This window comes from Acidiphilium multivorum AIU301, assembly GCF_000202835.1.
Lineage (GTDB): Bacteria > Pseudomonadota > Alphaproteobacteria > Acetobacterales > Acetobacteraceae > Acidiphilium > Acidiphilium multivorum.
Map to the genome: position 1 here is coordinate 83,873 of NC_015178.1, position 15,148 is coordinate 99,020.

At 62.7% G+C, this 15,148-nt stretch carries 14 protein-coding genes and 1 pseudogene; 8 read left to right on the plus strand and 7 right to left on the minus strand.

From position 1 onward, the window contains the following. Nucleotides 1-30: 30 nt before the first annotated feature. Genes ACMV_RS17565 through iolD form a run of 6 tightly spaced genes read right to left on the minus strand, consistent with a single transcriptional unit; the run spans nt 31 to nt 7,017 of the window. Nucleotides 31-1,164: a Gfo/Idh/MocA family protein gene (locus ACMV_RS17565; protein WP_013634925.1), complete on the minus strand. Its 1,134-nt coding sequence runs from the start codon at nt 1,162-1,164 to the stop codon at nt 31-33. 39 nt (nt 1,165-1,203) lie between these two features. Beyond that, entirely contained in the window at nt 1,204-2,367 is a 1,164-nt protein-coding gene (locus ACMV_RS17570) for a Gfo/Idh/MocA family oxidoreductase (protein ID WP_013634926.1), read from the minus strand. Between the two features lie 3 nt (nt 2,368-2,370). Further along, nucleotides 2,371-3,429, minus strand: a complete 1,059-nt coding sequence (locus ACMV_RS17575) for a sugar phosphate isomerase/epimerase family protein (protein ID WP_013634927.1) — start codon at nt 3,427-3,429, stop codon at nt 2,371-2,373. Between the two features lie 4 nt (nt 3,430-3,433). Continuing rightward, entirely contained in the window at nt 3,434-4,246 is an 813-nt protein-coding gene (locus tag ACMV_RS17580; protein ID WP_013634928.1) for an SDR family oxidoreductase, read from the minus strand. Further along, complete coding sequence (iolE, locus tag ACMV_RS17585; RefSeq protein ID WP_013634929.1) at nt 4,246-5,142, minus strand: myo-inosose-2 dehydratase; 897 nt, start codon at nt 5,140-5,142, stop codon at nt 4,246-4,248. Before iolE (ACMV_RS17585) ends, ACMV_RS17580 begins: the two co-directional genes overlap by 1 nt. Nucleotides 5,143-5,145: 3 nt before the next feature. Further along, on the minus strand, nt 5,146-7,017 hold the full coding sequence (gene iolD, locus ACMV_RS17590) for a 3D-(3,5/4)-trihydroxycyclohexane-1,2-dione acylhydrolase (decyclizing) (RefSeq protein ID WP_013634930.1): 1,872 nt from the start codon (nt 7,015-7,017) through the stop codon (nt 5,146-5,148). 101 nt (nt 7,018-7,118) lie between these two features. On the opposite strand from iolD, the gene iolG reads away from it, so the two are divergent. Genes iolG through ACMV_RS17610 form a run of 4 tightly spaced genes read left to right on the plus strand, consistent with a single transcriptional unit; the run spans nt 7,119 to nt 11,358 of the window. Then, entirely contained in the window at nt 7,119-8,126 is a 1,008-nt protein-coding gene (gene iolG / locus ACMV_RS17595) for an inositol 2-dehydrogenase (RefSeq protein WP_013634931.1), read from the plus strand. Next, on the plus strand, nt 8,123-9,559 hold the full coding sequence (locus ACMV_RS17600) for an NAD-dependent succinate-semialdehyde dehydrogenase (RefSeq protein ID WP_013634932.1): 1,437 nt from the start codon (nt 8,123-8,125) through the stop codon (nt 9,557-9,559). The genes iolG and ACMV_RS17600 overlap by 4 nt, the downstream gene beginning before the upstream one ends. Before the next feature lie 6 nt (nt 9,560-9,565). After that, nucleotides 9,566-10,387, plus strand: coding sequence for an HpcH/HpaI aldolase family protein (locus ACMV_RS17605; RefSeq protein WP_085947348.1), 822 nt, complete (start codon nt 9,566-9,568; stop codon nt 10,385-10,387). Beyond that, nucleotides 10,387-11,358, plus strand: coding sequence for a hydroxyacid dehydrogenase (locus ACMV_RS17610; protein ID WP_013634934.1), 972 nt, complete (start codon nt 10,387-10,389; stop codon nt 11,356-11,358). The genes ACMV_RS17605 and ACMV_RS17610 overlap by 1 nt, the downstream gene beginning before the upstream one ends. Before the next feature lie 105 nt (nt 11,359-11,463). On the opposite strand, the pseudogene ACMV_RS17615 reads toward ACMV_RS17610, so the two are convergent. Next, nucleotides 11,464-11,871, minus strand: a pseudogene (locus ACMV_RS17615) (DDE-type integrase/transposase/recombinase); the annotation flags it as partial. Nucleotides 11,872-12,069: 198 nt separating this feature from the next. On the opposite strand from ACMV_RS17615, the gene ACMV_RS17620 reads away from it, so the two are divergent. The 4 genes from ACMV_RS17620 (at nt 12,070) to ACMV_RS17630 (ending at nt 15,099) form a co-directional block, all read left to right on the plus strand. After that, nucleotides 12,070-12,945 (plus strand): MurR/RpiR family transcriptional regulator, encoded by an 876-nt coding sequence (locus ACMV_RS17620; RefSeq protein WP_013634936.1) that lies wholly within the window; start codon nt 12,070-12,072, stop codon nt 12,943-12,945. 89 nt (nt 12,946-13,034) lie between these two features. Further along, nucleotides 13,035-13,265 carry a hypothetical protein gene (locus tag ACMV_RS20170; RefSeq protein WP_013634937.1) on the plus strand — a complete coding sequence of 77 codons (231 nt, stop codon included), beginning with the start codon at nt 13,035-13,037 and terminating at the stop codon, nt 13,263-13,265. Between the two features lie 113 nt (nt 13,266-13,378). Continuing rightward, complete coding sequence (gene iolE, locus ACMV_RS17625) at nt 13,379-14,290, plus strand: myo-inosose-2 dehydratase (RefSeq protein WP_013634938.1); 912 nt, start codon at nt 13,379-13,381, stop codon at nt 14,288-14,290. After that, on the plus strand, nt 14,287-15,099 hold the full coding sequence (locus tag ACMV_RS17630; RefSeq protein ID WP_013634939.1) for an SDR family oxidoreductase: 813 nt from the start codon (nt 14,287-14,289) through the stop codon (nt 15,097-15,099). The genes iolE (ACMV_RS17625) and ACMV_RS17630 overlap by 4 nt, the downstream gene beginning before the upstream one ends. Nucleotides 15,100-15,148: the final 49 nt, after the last annotated feature.

A 15,148-nucleotide genomic window follows, 5' to 3' on the forward strand; every position in this document is an offset into this window, starting at 1 on the left:
CCTTCACGGCCAACTGGGAATGGGCCCGCCTCAGGTCACCGCAAGCCAGCGCCCTTCGCGGCTAGAGACCTGAATTGTCTCGACTAGCGTCTGTATCCGCAGGCCCATGCGGAAGTTGTAGGGCTCTGGCCGCATTTCGGCTATCGCTTCAAGGAAGCCTGCCACCTCGATCGCCTTAAGGTCATTGAAGCCAAGCTGATGGCCCGGGGCGACACAGAAAAGGCCATAGGGCGCGTGCTCGGGCCCCGCCTCGATCCGGCGGAAGCCTTGGCGGCCATGGGGATCGTCGGTCGCGTAGAAGTGCAACTCGTTGAACCGCTCCTGGTTGAACGCCAGCGCGCCCCTGGTGCCAAAGACTTCGAAGGCATGCTGCATCTTGCGCCCCGTTGCGATCCAGTTTCCCTCGATCGACCCGGTTGCACCGTTGGAAAAGCGCAGGAAGGCACGGCCGATGTCATCTACCTCAACCTTGCGGATACCCCCCTTGCCGTCCGGACGCTCTCGGATCATCGTCACGCAGTCGCCCATCACCGTTTTGATCGGTCCCGCTGCGGGACCCATGAGGAACTCCGCCGTGGCCAAGGCATGGCTGCCGATATCGGCCAGCGCCCCGCCACCCGCCGGATCATGGCGGAAGGTGAACGAGCCAGTGGGATCGGCCATGTAATCCTCGGCATGCAGGCCGCGATAGCCAAGGATCTCTCCCAGTTCGCCCGACGCGATCATCTCGCGCGCGAGCGCGACCATCGGGTTGCAGAGGTAGTTGAAACCGACCTGCGTGCGCGCGCCCGCATCCTCTGCCGCCTCTGCCATCTCAAGCGCGTCTGAGGCCAGCGGCGCAAGCGGCTTCTCGCAATAGACATGCTTGCCTGCGGCGACGGCAGCCAGCGCCATCTCCTTGTGCAAGGCATTTGGCGCGGTGATGCTGACCAAGTCGATCTCTGGATTGGCCACGGCGGCCTTCCAGTCGGTCGCGGCATGGGCGAAGCCAAGTGCATCGGCTGCCCGTTGCGCAGCGGCATCGCTGATATCGACCAGCGTGTGGAATTCGAGCGCATAGGGCAGGTCGAAGACCCGGGCCGCCATGGTGTAGCCGAAGGCGTGCGCCTTGCCCATAAAGCCACTGCCGATCAGGCAGATGCGCAGCCGCGGTTTGTCGGTCATGTCATTTCTCCGGGAAGTCGTAAAAAGCCTGATTGCAGATCAGCGAGCTACCGGCCTTACCCATGCCGGCAAATCGCCCTCCGCGCTGTCCACGACCGCCTCGACAAAGGCGACGCCTTTCAGCCCGTCGTAGGCCAGCGGCAGGTTTTGCCCCAGTGGCCCCGGATCGCGCCCCGCATGCCGGGCGCGGATCGCCTCGCCGAAGCCTGCGTAAAGGTTGGCGAAGGCTTCAAGATAACCCTCCGGATGACCAGGCGGAGTGCGGGTGCGGACCTTCGCATCCTCGGACAGGTCGTCAGCCCCGCGCTTGATGAGCTGCACACGACCGTTCAGCGGGGTGTAGACCAGCTCATTCGGCTGTTCCTGAAACCACTGGAACGATCCCGTCTCGCCGAAGACGCGCAGGCGCACACCGTTGGAATTGCCGATGGCCACCTGCGAGCACCACAGAAGTCCCCGGGCCCCACCTTCGTACCGCATCATCACATGAGCGTTGTCATCCAACGCCCGTCCCTGGACGAATGTGGCCAGATCGGCCGAGAGCGCCTGCAGCTTCAGCCCCGTCACGAAGCCGGCAAGGTGATACGCGTGGGTGCCGATGTCGCCGATAGAACCACCCCGTCCGTTCTTTTTCGGATCGGTGCGCCATGCGGCCTGCGCATTTCCCTGCTGTTCGATTGCGGTCGCCATCCATTCCAGCGGATATTCCACCTGCAGGCTGCGGACAGCGCCGATATCGCCCCGCGCGACACGCACGCGGGCATCATGCACCATCGGGTAACCGGAATAGGTGTAGGTCACGCCGACGAAACGCCCGCTCTCACGCGCGAGCGCCTCCAGCGCTACACCATCCTCCAGCGTCGCGGTCAGGGGCTTTTCGCAGATCACATCGAAACCCGCCTCGATCAGCGCCTTGGCGATCGGGTAATGTGTGAAGTTCGGCGTGCAGATCGCGACCGCGTCTACCCGGTCAGCGCGGTCCTTTTCGCCCGCGATCAGCTCTTGATAGGTGCCGTAGCTGCGATCCTCTGTAATGCCTTGCGACAGCGCAAAGGCACGCCCGCGGGCTGGGTCCACATCGAAAGCCCCCGCGACCAACTGCCAGACCCCATCGAGCCGCGAGGCGAAGCGATGGATGTTGCCGATATAGGCGCCTTCGCCGCCGCCGACCATGCCGAGGCGCAATTGACGATCAAAGCTCATGTCTTATTGCTCCAGCCCGAGCATTGCCCGGTTCGCTTCCAGGTTCGCACCCGGTTTGACAAAGTTGTCAAAGGCGCGGTCCGAGACGCGGATGATGTGATCACGGATGAACTGTGCCCCTTCGCGGGCGCCATCCTCGGGGTTCTTGATGAAACATTCCCATTCCAGCGTCGCCCATCCGTCGAAGCCGTAGCTGGAAAGCTTTGTGAAGATCGCGCCGAAATCCACCTGCCCATCACCCGGGCTGCGAAAGCGGCCCGCCCGCTTCGACCAAGGCTGGTAGCCACCATAGGCACCGGATTTGCCATCGGGCCGAAACTCGGCGTCCTTCACATGAAAAGCGCGGATGCGATCGTGATAGTGGTCGATAAAGGCGAGATAGTCGAGCGCTTGCAGCACGAAATGGCTGGGATCGTACATGATGTTGGCGCGGGGGTGGTTGTTCACTTTCTCAAGGAAATACTCCCACGAATGCCCGTCATGAAGATCCTCACAGGGGTGGATCTCGTAGGCAACGTCTACGCCATGAGCGTCGAAATCGTTCAGGATCGGGGCCCATCGGGCGGCCAGTTCGGTGAAGCCCTCGTCCACTAGACCCTCGGGCCATTGCGGATACGGATAAACATAGGGCCACAGCAGAGCGCCGGGAAAGGTCGTATGCGTTGTGATGCCGAAGCGCTGCGAGGCGCGGGCAGCAAAGCACAGCTGTTCCTCGGCCCAGGCGCGGCGCGCGGCGCGGTCTCCGCGAACATGCTCCGGCGCGAAGCTATCCATAATCTGGTCGTGCGCAGGATGCACTGCAACCAGCTGCCCGGTGATATGCGAGGCAAGCTCGGTCAGAACCAGCCCGCGATCGGCCAGCATGCCCCGGATCTCGTCGCAATAGGTCTGGCTTTCTGCGGCCAGCTTCATGTCAATAAGCCGCGTGTCCCAGGTCGGGATCTGCACGCCCAGAAAGCCCTTCTCCGCCGCCCATGAGGCAAGCGACGGCAGAGAGTTATAGGGCGCGTCGGCGGCGGCAAATTGCGCAAGGTAGACCGACGGTCCTTTGATCGTCTTCATGGGCTCAGGCCTTCAATTTCGTAGATGGAACAGGCGCGTCGTCATAGCCGCCCCAAACTGACTGATCGAACTGGATAACTGCCCCGGTCATCATTCCGCTGTCGTCGGAGGCCATCCACAGAACCGCGCGGGCCACTTCGTCCGGATCGAGGATGCGTCCGAAGGGTTTGCCCGCCGCAGCGCGATCGATGAAGTCTGGGTCGCCTGTCTCCGAAAGAACCAGCGCCCGTTCGTGGTCCGAATTCATCCAGCCAATATCCAGCTGATTGACGTGGACTTTGTTGCGCAGAAGCGCGAAAGCCGCGTGGCGCGTCAGAGTTGTTAGTCCACCCTTCGACACGGCATACGGGGCGAGGAACGGCTGACCGGCATGGGCAGACATGGTTCCGATGTTGACGATCCGGCCTTCAATTCCCAGCCGATCCATGACCCGCGCCGCATCCTGAATGAGGAAGAACGGCGCACGGGTATTGATAGCCGTCATTCTGTCAAACAGCTCAGGCGAAGTATTTAGCATGTTTCCACGGTCGGTAAGGCCGGCAGCATTCACCAGGATATCCACCCGACCGAAGCGCGCATCCGCCGCAGGGATGATCCGTCGTACATCTTCGATGTTGCCAAGGTCGGCCACGATCATCTCAACCGGCACGCTGGTTTTGTCGGTGATCTCCTTGGCCACGGCGACACCCTTCTCGCGCCCGCGCCCGACGATGGCGATGCCCGCCGCCCCGGCCTCGGCAAAGAGCCGCGCGATGGCGGCGCCAAGGCCCTGCGTGCCGCCCGTGACAACTGCGATCTTTCCGTCGATCCGGTTCATTACACCACCTCGTATCCTGCCAGCGCCATCACGCGCATCAGTTCGGCATGCCCCTTCTTCGCCATTTCTAGCGGGTGCGAGACCTTCGGGTCCTGTTCTGCCTCGACGACGAACCAGCCCTCGTAACCATAAGCCGCCAGCCGTTGCGTGATGGCGACGAAATCCAGCGAGCCATCGCCCGGCACGGTGAAGGCCCCCTTTACTACGGCGTCGAGGAAGCTTTCCCGGCTTCGGTCCAGTGCGTCGATCACGTCCATGCGCACGTCCTTGGTGTGGACATGGCTGATTCGCGCATGATGTTTGTCGATCACTCGCAGCACGTCGCCGCCGGCGAAGGCCATGTGGCCCGCGTCGAAGAGAAGCGGTATGCCCTCGCCCGAATGGGTCATGAACTGATCCAGCTCAGCCTCGGTCTCGATCGCGGCGGCCATGTGATGATGGTAGGCCAGCGGCATGCCCCGATCGGCGCACCATTCGCCGAACTCGGTCATCTTGCGGGCGTAGACGCGGATCTCGTCGTCCGAAAGCTTCGGCTTCGTCGCCAGCGGCTGCGACCGGTCCCCCTGGATCGAGCGGGCGGTCTCACCATAGACGATGCAGGGCGCACCGGCATCTACGAAGAAATCCATCTGTGCGCGGATGCGGTCCTTCTCGGTCTCGATATCGCCATCAAGCAAGAGACCCGAGAACCAGCCCCCGCAGACCGAGATGCCGTAGCGATCGAGGATTGGGCCAAGCTCAGTCATGTTCATCGGAAAGCGGCGGCCGGTTTCCATCCCGGTGAAGCCTGCGACGCTGGCCTGGTGCAGGCATTCGTCGAGGCTGACGTCGTCCGACAGCTCCTCGAGGTCGTCATTCCACCACGCGATGGGGGCGATGCCAAGTTTCGCTTTCATGGTTCAGACTCCTACGCGTTGCTTGGCGCGGATCGCGTCCTGGGCCTTCCGGGCTTCGGTGACGGCTTTGAAATTGGACACCTCCGGCACACCCACGTCCCAGTCGGCGTCGCCCGGCACCCAAGCGTATGCGTCCGACACGATGCTGATGACTGTCGGTCCGTCATTGCCCTGCGCCCATTTCAACGCCTCTTCGAGGTCTGCGAGGCTTTCGACATGGCGCGCGGCGGCACCCATCGCCTCGGCATGCTTGGCAAAATCAACATGCGGCGGGTTTTCCGGATTGGCGATCCTGCAATCCTTCAGCAGGTTGTTGAAGCCCGGCACGCCCTTGAACTGCTGCAGGCGGTTGATGACGGCGAAGCCGCCATTGTCGCAGACCACGACGATCATTCTGTCGCCGGTCAACACTGCGGAATAGATGTCCGAGTTCATCATCAGGTAAGTGCCGTCTCCCAGCATGACCATCGGCGTGCCGCCAAGCCCACCCGGCCCCTTCTGGGCCATGGCATGGCCCCAGCCGGCGGGGATCTCGTAACCCATGCAAGAAAAGCCGAATTCGCAATCGAAGGTGTTGGGGTCTTTCACTCGCCAGTTCTTGGTGATCTCGCCCGGTGTGCCGCCCGCGGCACCGATCAGCGTGTCATTGGGCCGCGCGACCTTGTTCATCACGCCGATGACCTGCGCATAGGAGGGCACCGGGGAATTGGTTGGCGCCTGATGCTCGTCAAGGATCCGGTTCCACTCGGAAAAGAGATCTTTTGCGACCTTCAACCGTTCATCCGGCGCGACCCAGTCGCCGAGGGCGGTGTCCATCTCGGTCATCGTCTCGCGCGCATCGCCCACGACCGACAAGGCGCGGTGCTTCACTGCGTCGAACCGTGCGGCGTTGACGGAGATGAACTGCGCCTCTCGCGCGAACGCGGTCCAAGAGCCGGTGGTGAAATCCTGAAGCCGCGTGCCGACGGCAAGGATCACGTCAGCCTCGGCCGCCAGCGCATTGGCCGAGGTGGAGCCGACGATGCCGATCGGACCCGCATGGACTGGATGATCATGCGTCAACCCGCCCTTGCCGGCGATCGTCTCAACCACCGGAATGCCGTGTTTCGCGGCGAATTCCGCCACGATATCCTCCGCCAGCGAATAACGTACGCCCCCCCCGGCGATGATCATCGGCTTCTTCGCTGACTTTAGTAGCTCCACCGCCTTGGCCACCGCATCGCGGTCCGGGCGCGGCCGGGGGATGTGCCAGACCTTGGGTTCAAAAAACACCGCCGGGTAGTCGAAGGCCTTTTCCTGCGTGTCCTGCGCCAGCCCGATGAAGGCCGGGCCGCAATCCGCCGGGTCCAGCATCGTCGCCACGGCCTGCGGCAGCGAGGTAATGATCTGCTCGGGCAGCGAGATGCGGTCCCAGTAGCGCACCACCGGCTTGAACGTGTCGTTCACCGTGATCGTCGGATTGCCGAAATGCTCCACTTGCTGCAGCACCGGGTCAGGCAGGCGATTGGCGAAGGTGTCGCCTGCCAGCAGCAGCACCGGCAGGCGGTTTGCCATCGCGGTGCCGGCGGCGGTGACCATGTTGGAGGCCCCCGGTCCGATGGAGGTCGCCGCGATCATGATCTGGCGGCGGCGCTTCGCCTTGGCATAGCCGATGGCGGCGAGCGCCATGCTCTGCTCGTTCTGACCACGGTAGGTTGGCAGCTGATCTTGCACCTGCTCCAGCGCCTCGGACAGGCAGGTCACGTTGCCGTGCCCGAAGATGCCGAAGAGACCGGCAAACAGCGGCACGCGTTCGCCATCGATCTCTGTGTACTGATGGGTGAGCCAGCGCACGAGCGCCTGGGCCATGGTCAGACGGACCGTTCTCTCGGACATTTCGCCTCCTCCCGCAGATGGAATCTTGTTATCGAGGAAATGTATATTGACATATTAAAGATAATGCAACAAATATTGTTATCGAGTTCAGGGAGGTTTTCATGCTCAAGATTGCGGTGCTCGGCTGCGGTCGAATTGGCCGGATGCATGCCGAAAATATCAATTCGCATCAACGCGCTACGCTGGTCGGGGTTTATGACGTCGTCAAGGAGGCCTCGCGCTCCGTCGCGCAGAAACTTGGCGTACGCGAGTTCGAGTCGGCCGCAGAAATCTTCGCGTCAGCCGAGGTCGACGCAGTGTTGATTGCAACCTCGACAGCAACCCATGCCGATTTCATCGAACAGGCCGTGGCGGCGGGCAAGCCAATCCTGTGCGAGAAGCCGATCGACCTGTCGCTAGCCCGCGTGCGCTGCTGCGCGGCGAGGATCGCGGGTAGCGACGTGCCGATCATGCTGGGCTTCGTGCGCCGCTTCGACACCGGCCATCGCGCCGTGCGTCAAGCCATCGAGGCCGGTCAAATCGGCGAGTTGCATCAGGTTGTTATCACCTCGCGCGATCCCGACATCGCGCCGGATGCCTATATAGAGGTCTCGGGCGGGATCTTCCGCGACATGACGATCCACGATTTCGACATGGCACGCTTCATCCTTGGCGAAGAGATCGAAACCGTCACAGCCGCCGGCGCGCGCCTCGTTTCGCCCGCACTGATGGAGCGTTGCGACGACTGGGATACCGTCAGTGTGCTGATGACCACAGCAAGCGGCAAACAATGCGTCATCGGCAATTCGCGCCGCGCAGTCTACGGTTATGACCAGCGGGTTGAGGCCTTTGGAAACGAAGGTATGGCGATCTCGGAAAACCGCACGGAAAGTAATCTCCGTCTTTCACGCGCCACCTTTACCGATCAGGCTCCACCGCTACAGAATTTCTTTATCGAACGCTACGCGCAAGCGTTTGCATCGGAAATTGACGCCTTCGTAAATGCTGTCGAGAAGGGTGTCGCGCCGGAGGTCGGCTTCGATGATGGCGAAAAAGCCCTCATGCTGGCAGAAGCCGCGCTGCTTTCGGTGCGCGAAGGCCGTACCGTTCGGATGGAGGAACTGGGATGACCCTCTACGCGTCATTCGGCAATTTCATCGACGGTGCATGGCAGGCGGGACGAGCGAAACTTGATGTCGTTTCGCCAGCGACGGAAAAGCTGCTGGGCACCATCCTTGCCGCCGATACCAGCGACACGCAGGCTGCGCTGGAGGCCGCCGCCCGTGCGAAGGCGCCACTGCGGGCCATGGGCGGCTTCGGCCGCGCCGATGCGATGCACCGTATCGCCGATGCGATGCTGGCCCGCACCGAAGAGGCGCAGCGCATGATCGCGACCGAGACCGGCAAGCCGCTGGCCCAGGCGGGCCGAGAATGGGGCCTTGCCTGCGACCAGTTCCGCTGGTTCGCCGAAGAGGCCCGCCGCATCTACGGCCGTATCGTGGACAGCCGCGTTCCCGGCGGCCGGTTCGAAGTGACGTACGAGCCAGTGGGCGTGGTCGGCGCCTTCACGGCCTGGAACTTTCCAGCCGCCCTGCCCGCTCGCAAGCTGGCCCCGGCGCTCGCCGCTGGCTGCCCGGTCGTGCTGCGCCCCTCGTCTCAGACGCCCGGCGTAGCGATGATCATGGTGGATTGCATCCGCGCGGGCGGCCTGCCCAATGGCGCGGTTAACCTTGTCGTGGGCAGTACGGCCGCGACCTATGCACCAATCATGGCGGACAAAAGGGTCCGCAAGGTCTCGCTGACCGGGTCGACGCGGGTGGGTCAGCAAATGATCCGCGATGCAGCCGACACCGTTAAGAAGGTGTCGATGGAACTCGGCGGCAACGCGCCGCTTATCGTCTACGACGACGCCGAGTTGCAGCATGTGCTGGATATGACGGTGCCAACGAAATTCGCCAATTGCGGGCAGGTTTGCGTAACGCCCGACCGGATCTTCGTCCACGACAGCCTGCATGATGCCTTCGTCACGGGCTTCGTGGACCGTGCCAAGGCCATCGTGCTGGGCGACGGGCTAGATCCAGCGACTACAATGGGCCCGCTCATCAACGCCCGCCGTCTGGAAGACATCGACGGCGTAGTGCAGGCGGCGGTGAAGGCCGGGGCGAAGCTCGCACATGGCGGCCGCCGCTCGCCTACCCACAACACCGGCCATTTCTACGAACCGACCGTGCTGACCGAGGTCACCGACGACATGGCCGTCTTCGCCGAAGAGAACTTCGGCCCTGTCGCTGCCATCACCCGCTTCACCAACGAGGACGAGGTGCTGGAGCGCGCCAATGCATGCGACATGGGGCTGTCGGCCTATGCCTTCACTCGCTCGGCCGACCGGGCGCGGCGCACGGTGGCGGCGCTTAAATCGGGGATGGTCGGGATCAACTCCTTCGCCCTTGCGGCCTCCGAGGCACCGTTCGGCGGCACCAACCATTCCGGTATGGGCCGCGAGGGCGGGACCGAGGGGATCACCGACTACCTCGACACGAAGCTGGCACAAGTCGTTTTCTGAGGGGGGATCATGCGCAACAAGCTCAAGGATATCTGGGTTGAGGGCCGGCCCGTGCTGCACGGCTGGCTTTCGATAGGCAATCCCTTCACCGCCGAGATCATGGCGGCGCAGGGCTATGACGCGATCTCGATCGACATTCAGCACGGGGCGCTGGACTATTCCGCGGTCCTGCCGATGTTCCAGGCGATGCGGGCCTCGGGCGTGGTGGCGATGGCGCGGGTGCCCTGGCTCGACCCGGCGGCGATCATGAAGACGCTCGACGCGGGTGCGATGGGGATCATCTGCCCGATGATCAACTCGCGCGCCGAGGCAGAGGAATTCGTCTCCTACCTGCGCTATCCGCCGAAGGGTCAGCGCAGCTTCGGCCCGACCCGCGCGGGCGTCGTCATGCCGGGCTACGGGCTTGCAATGAACGACGAGATCCTCGCCTTTGCGATGATAGAGACACAGGTCGGCATGGACAATCTGGAAGAGATTGCTGCGACGCAAGGGCTGGATGGCATCTACGTCGGCCCCGCCGATCTGACGCTGGGCACGAAGGCGGGCCGCCTGCCCCCGGGCTTCGACCGGCAGGAGGACGAGATGATCGCACTCATCCAGCGCATCGCCACCGTCTGCCGCGCGGCGGGCATCAAGGCTGCGCTGCATTGCGGGACGCCCGAATACGCTGCCAAGGCGATCAGCTGGGGCTATCATATGACCACGGTCTCGGGCGACACGCGGCTGCTGGCGGGTGCTGCGGCCGCCTCGGTCGCACGCTGGCGCGAATTAACCGGCGCTGAGCCCAAGGCAGCTGGGTCCACGGGCAACAAGGGGGGAACCTACTGATGCCGCATATTCTGGCCGCCGGGAAACTGCATCCCTCCGGGGTGGCTTTGCTCGAACAGACGACCCATAACGGCTACACCTTCGATTATATCGAGGAGGTGTCCGAGGCCTCCTATATCCCGCTGATCTACAAGACCGACGCGCTCATTCTGCGCACCCAGCCTCTGACGGCCGAGACGGTGGCGAAGGCTCCCAAGCTCAAGGTCGTTTCGCGCCATGGCGTGGGTTACGACGCGGTCAATCTGGAGGCGCTGAACGCGCGGGGAATCGCGCTGACGGTGGTCGGCGACGTAAACTCCGTCTCGGTCGCCGAACATGCGATGATGCAGATCCTTGCCCTGGCCAAGCGCGCTTTGGTGGCGGACCACGCCGTGCGCGAGGGGCCCTGGGGCTGGCGCAACCGGCTGGAGGCGCGCGAGATCAGCGGGCTGAACTTGCTGATCCTCGGCTATGGCCGCATCGGCCGCAGCCTTGCACGCATGGCGAAGGGCTTCCAGATGGAGGTGCGCGCCTACGACCCGTTCCTACTTAAGGCAGGCTGGCCGGAAGGTGATGTTTCCCCTGTCGAAACGCTAGCTGAGGGGCTGGCCTGGGCCGATTGCATCTCGGTCCACATCCCGAAGGGCGACAAGCCCCTGATCGGCGCAGATGAAATCGCGGCGATGAAGCCCAACGTAATCCTTGCCAACACCGCGCGCGGCGGCATCGTGGCCGAGGAGCCGCTGCGCGCGGCGCTGGCTTCGGGCCATGTCTTCGGCGCGGGCATGGATGTCTTCGACGCGGAGCCGCCGGTGGATGGCGGCCCCTTTGCCGCGCTGGACAATGCCCTCCTCTCGCCCCACATCGCCGGCCTAACCGCGGAATGTGCCGAGCGGATGGCCGTTTCGTCCGTGCAGAATGTGCTGGATTTCTTCGGCGGGAAAATCTCGCCCGATCTCGTGGTCAACAGAGTCGTGGCTTCCGCGCACTGACCACAACCGTTTAAATGTTCGGGGTGGGGTAGTATCATCAACGGCTCTGGTGCGAATAGCCTGACGAGCCAAAGGTTGTGGCGGCGAGGCTGCGATGTTGTCGCTTTAATGGGCGGCGAGGACGGCCTCCCAGACGGCAGGCGCAGGTCGACCCCGAAGACGTAGCCGACCGAGGCGGAATTGCCCCTTGCGGATCCGTCGCTTCAATTCGATCCCGGCTACCGTGATCGCGGCGGTCTCGAACCGCTTGAAGCCGAGCGTTGGACCGACCCGCGACTTCACGCCCCGATGGTCCTGCTCAACAAGGTTATTCAGATACTTCGACGATCGCAGCTTCGTGTCAGCAGCCAGTTCACCGTCAGCCTTCATCTCGCGCACCGCGCGGTGCGATGCGGCATAGCCGTCCAGCGTGACGGTCCGCGGACCCGAGCCCTGACCCTTCTGACCCTTGATCGCCTTGCGGAAGAACGCCTTGGCCGCGGCAACGTCACGCTTGGTGCTGAGGCGGAAGTCACACCTGGCCATTGCGCCGCCCTCAAAGTCACCAAATGGCTAGTACGATATCGCGGCCAGCCGTTTGCACCAGAGCCTCATCAAGAACGGGCGCCGCAACATACATTGCAGCGCCTTATCTTATTCAATACACTTGTGTTTCAGGGGTAATGGGCAGCCTGAGCTTCGGGGGCCGCCGAACTATGAAGGGACAAAGCCGTGACAACCAGCGAAAAGGCACCGGAGAACTACGAGGATCTCATTCGGCTCATTCATGATCGGTATGACCAGATGAGCAAGACCTATCAGCGGATCTCAGTCTACCTCACCCAAAACCCAAATGACGTTGCAATTCGCCCTATAAGCACGATCGCCGCAAGCTGCAACATCCATGCGTCAAGCTTTGTCCGCTTTGCACAATGGCTTGGCTATACGGGCTTTAAGGACCTGCAAACCCTCTTCCAGAAACGCCTGTCGACGGCCGCCCCTGGCTTTGACGCCCGGAAGAGGGCTTTGGAAGACGAACTCCAGCTGCTCGAGGACCACTCTGAACTCGGCTTTCTGAGGGACTTGGTAGTTCGCGATATCGCTTCTCTGCAAGGTCTGTTGGACAAGATCAGTGCCGCGGACATGGTAAACGCGACAGAGCTGATTGAGCGTGCCGATACGGTCTACCTGATCGGGCAGCTCAGGTCGGAACCGGTAGTCAACCTTCTGCGCTACATCCTGACCATGCTGGGCAAGCGCTGCGTCCTACTGGATGAAAGCGGCGGTCTTGCGACGCATGTGGCGCGCACCATGCGACCGACCGACGTGCTTATGGCCGTTACCTTCCGCTTCTATGCGAATGAAGTCGTGAACATCGCGGAAGAAGCCGAACAATCCGGTGTGCCGATCATCGCGATCTCCGATACGACGCTCTCGCCACTCATGAAGTCAGCAAGAATCCTCTTCGCGGTGCCCGAGCATGAATATACATTCTCGCGCTCGCTAGCAGCACCGATGTGCCTCGCACAGGCACTGATGGTCGCCGTGGCGGCCCGGCTGCAGCACAACAGCGTCGATCCAAGGATCCCAACGGTCACCGGCCAATAGCGAAAGAGTTCTTCAAAACGGGAATTCCTGTGGCGCGGCGTTCAGGATGAAAAAAGTGATCGCGACTTTGGTGTCCGTCGTCAGGATATTTGGCGCAGATTGTCAAGGATGCACAGGCGCTATTCACGGTTCCGGAGGATGAATACTCGTTCACGCGCACGCTCGCGGCGCCGATGTGCCTCGTGCAATGCCTTGCGGTGGCGAGTGCGGCGATCCTTCAGGGCAGCCGAGACGAATTGCCACGTATCCCCACCGTCACCGAGAAGGATCGCAGCCGCGGTGCCGCCGGCCTTCGTCGCCGGCGCACTGAAGGAACATGACGCTTCCGGCGGCGGTATTATTGCAATAAAGCTTGCAATAAACCACTATTGGCAATAAAAGTTCTAAAGCGGCGCGGATCGCATGCCAGAGCCGCAGTATGGGAGGACTCTGAATGAAAGCCAAGCTGGCCATTGCCCCGATCGCCTGGACGAATGATGACCTGCCAGAACTCGGCGGTGACACGCCGCTCGAAACCTGCCTCGCCGAAAGCCGCGCCGCTGGCTTCATCGGCGTCGAGAATGGCGGCAAGTTTCCAAAAGATGCTGCGTCGCTGCGGGCAAAGCTGGACGCTTTCGATCTTTCCCTCGTCGGCGGCTGGTATTCCGGAACGGTGCTGGACGCGCCGGACGATCTCGTGGCCGAGCGCGAACAGGCCGCCGCGCAACTCGCCCTGTTTCGCGAACTCGGTGCTTCCTGCCTCGTCTACGGCGAAACTGCCGGCACGCTGCAGAACCGCCGCAACGCCCCGCTCGCCGGCCGCCGTGTGTTAGCGGAGGATGCGTTTCCCGCCTATGGGCGGCGCCTGACGAGCTTTGCCGAATACTGTGCGGAACAAGGCGTTCCGCTCGCCTTTCACCATCACATGGCCACCGCGGTCGAGACCGAGCGCGACATCAACCTGCTGATGGCCCATACCGGCGAGGCCGTCGGCCTGCTTTTCGATGCCGGGCATCTCCGCTTTGCCGGCGGCGACATGTTCCGCGTGCTGACGAAACATGGCAGGCGAATCCGCCATGTTCACGTTAAGGATGTGCGAGAGCCAGTGATCGCGGGGCTCGACCGTACGCGGCAGTCCTTTCTGGATGCGGTCCTCGCTGGCGCCTTCACCGTGCCGGGCGACGGCTCCATCGATTTCGGACCGGTCATCCAGCGTCTTGCCGATTTCGGTTACGAAGGCTGGTTCGTCGTCGAGGCCGAGCAAGACCCGGCCAAGGCACCGCCGGCGCGCTATGCGAAAATCGGCCACGACGCTCTCGCCGATGCGCTGCGTCGCGCCGGCTATTCTATTCAGGAGACCCGATGATGGCTCAATTGTCGGGAAAAATCGCGATTGTTTCCGGCGGCACCCAAGGGCTTGGCTTGGCGATCGCCCGGCTATTCGCCGAGCGCGATGCCGCCGGGTTGGTCACCTGTGGCCGCTCGCGTGAAAAGGGTGAGGCGCGGGCAAGGGAAATATCTGAAGCCACTGGCGCTCGGGTAATCTTCGTGCAAGCCGATCTCGGGCAGGTCGAGGATTGCCGAGCGGTCGTCGCCGCGGCCGACACCGCTTTCGGTCGGGTCGATGTCCTTGTCAACGCCGCTGCGATCACCGACCGCGGCACCATCATCGATACCTCCCCGGATCTGTTTGACCGCATGTTCGCCGTCAACGTCCGCGGACCGTTCTTTCTCATGCAGGATGCAATCCGGATCATGCGGCGAGAGAATACCGAAGGCACGATCGTCAATATCTGCTCGATGTCGGCGAAGGCTGGGCAGCCCTTCATTTCCGCCTACTGCGCCTCGAAAGGCGCGCTGGCGACCCTGACGCAGAACACCGCCTATGCACTCCTGCGCAACCGAATCCGCGTCAACGGCCTGAATATCGGCTGGATGGCGAGCGATGGCGAACACCGGGTTCAGACCGAATTCCACGGCGCCAGCGAGAACTGGCTGGCCGACGCCGCAGCGCAGCAACCCTTCGGCCGGCTGATCGACCCGACCGAGGTCGCGCGCGCGGTTGCCTTCCTCTCCAGCGCCGAATCCGGATTGATGACGGGGGCGATGGTCAACTTCGACCAGTCGGTCTGGGGTGCCTACGACTCGTCTCCGGGACCCGCGGCACCGCTCTGACGGTGGCGACTTTCGTCAGGGCGCGGGTGCCGGGCACCGAGTTAGTATT

Excerpts from the sequence above, each read along its gene's own strand:
- ACMV_RS17600 (WP_013634932.1), top strand. The coding sequence starts at position 8,123 with ATGACCCTCTACGCGTCATTCGGCAATTTCATCGACGGTGCATGGCAG.
- ACMV_RS17575 (WP_013634927.1), bottom strand. The coding sequence starts at position 3,429 with ATGAAGACGATCAAAGGACCGTCGGTCTACCTTGCGCAATTTGCCGCC.
- iolG (WP_013634931.1), top strand. The coding sequence starts at position 7,119 with ATGCTCAAGATTGCGGTGCTCGGCTGCGGTCGAATTGGCCGGATGCAT.
- ACMV_RS17570 (WP_013634926.1), bottom strand. The coding sequence starts at position 2,367 with ATGAGCTTTGATCGTCAATTGCGCCTCGGCATGGTCGGCGGCGGCGAA.
- ACMV_RS17565 (WP_013634925.1), bottom strand. The coding sequence starts at position 1,164 with ATGACCGACAAACCGCGGCTGCGCATCTGCCTGATCGGCAGTGGCTTT.
- ACMV_RS17630 (WP_013634939.1), top strand. The coding sequence starts at position 14,287 with ATGATGGCTCAATTGTCGGGAAAAATCGCGATTGTTTCCGGCGGCACC.
- iolD (WP_013634930.1), bottom strand. The coding sequence starts at position 7,017 with ATGTCCGAGAGAACGGTCCGTCTGACCATGGCCCAGGCGCTCGTGCGC.
- ACMV_RS17580 (WP_013634928.1), bottom strand. The coding sequence starts at position 4,246 with ATGAACCGGATCGACGGAAAGATCGCAGTTGTCACGGGCGGCACGCAG.
- ACMV_RS17610 (WP_013634934.1), top strand. The coding sequence starts at position 10,387 with ATGCCGCATATTCTGGCCGCCGGGAAACTGCATCCCTCCGGGGTGGCT.
- iolE (WP_013634938.1), top strand. The coding sequence starts at position 13,379 with ATGAAAGCCAAGCTGGCCATTGCCCCGATCGCCTGGACGAATGATGAC.
- iolE (WP_013634929.1), bottom strand. The coding sequence starts at position 5,142 with ATGAAAGCGAAACTTGGCATCGCCCCCATCGCGTGGTGGAATGACGAC.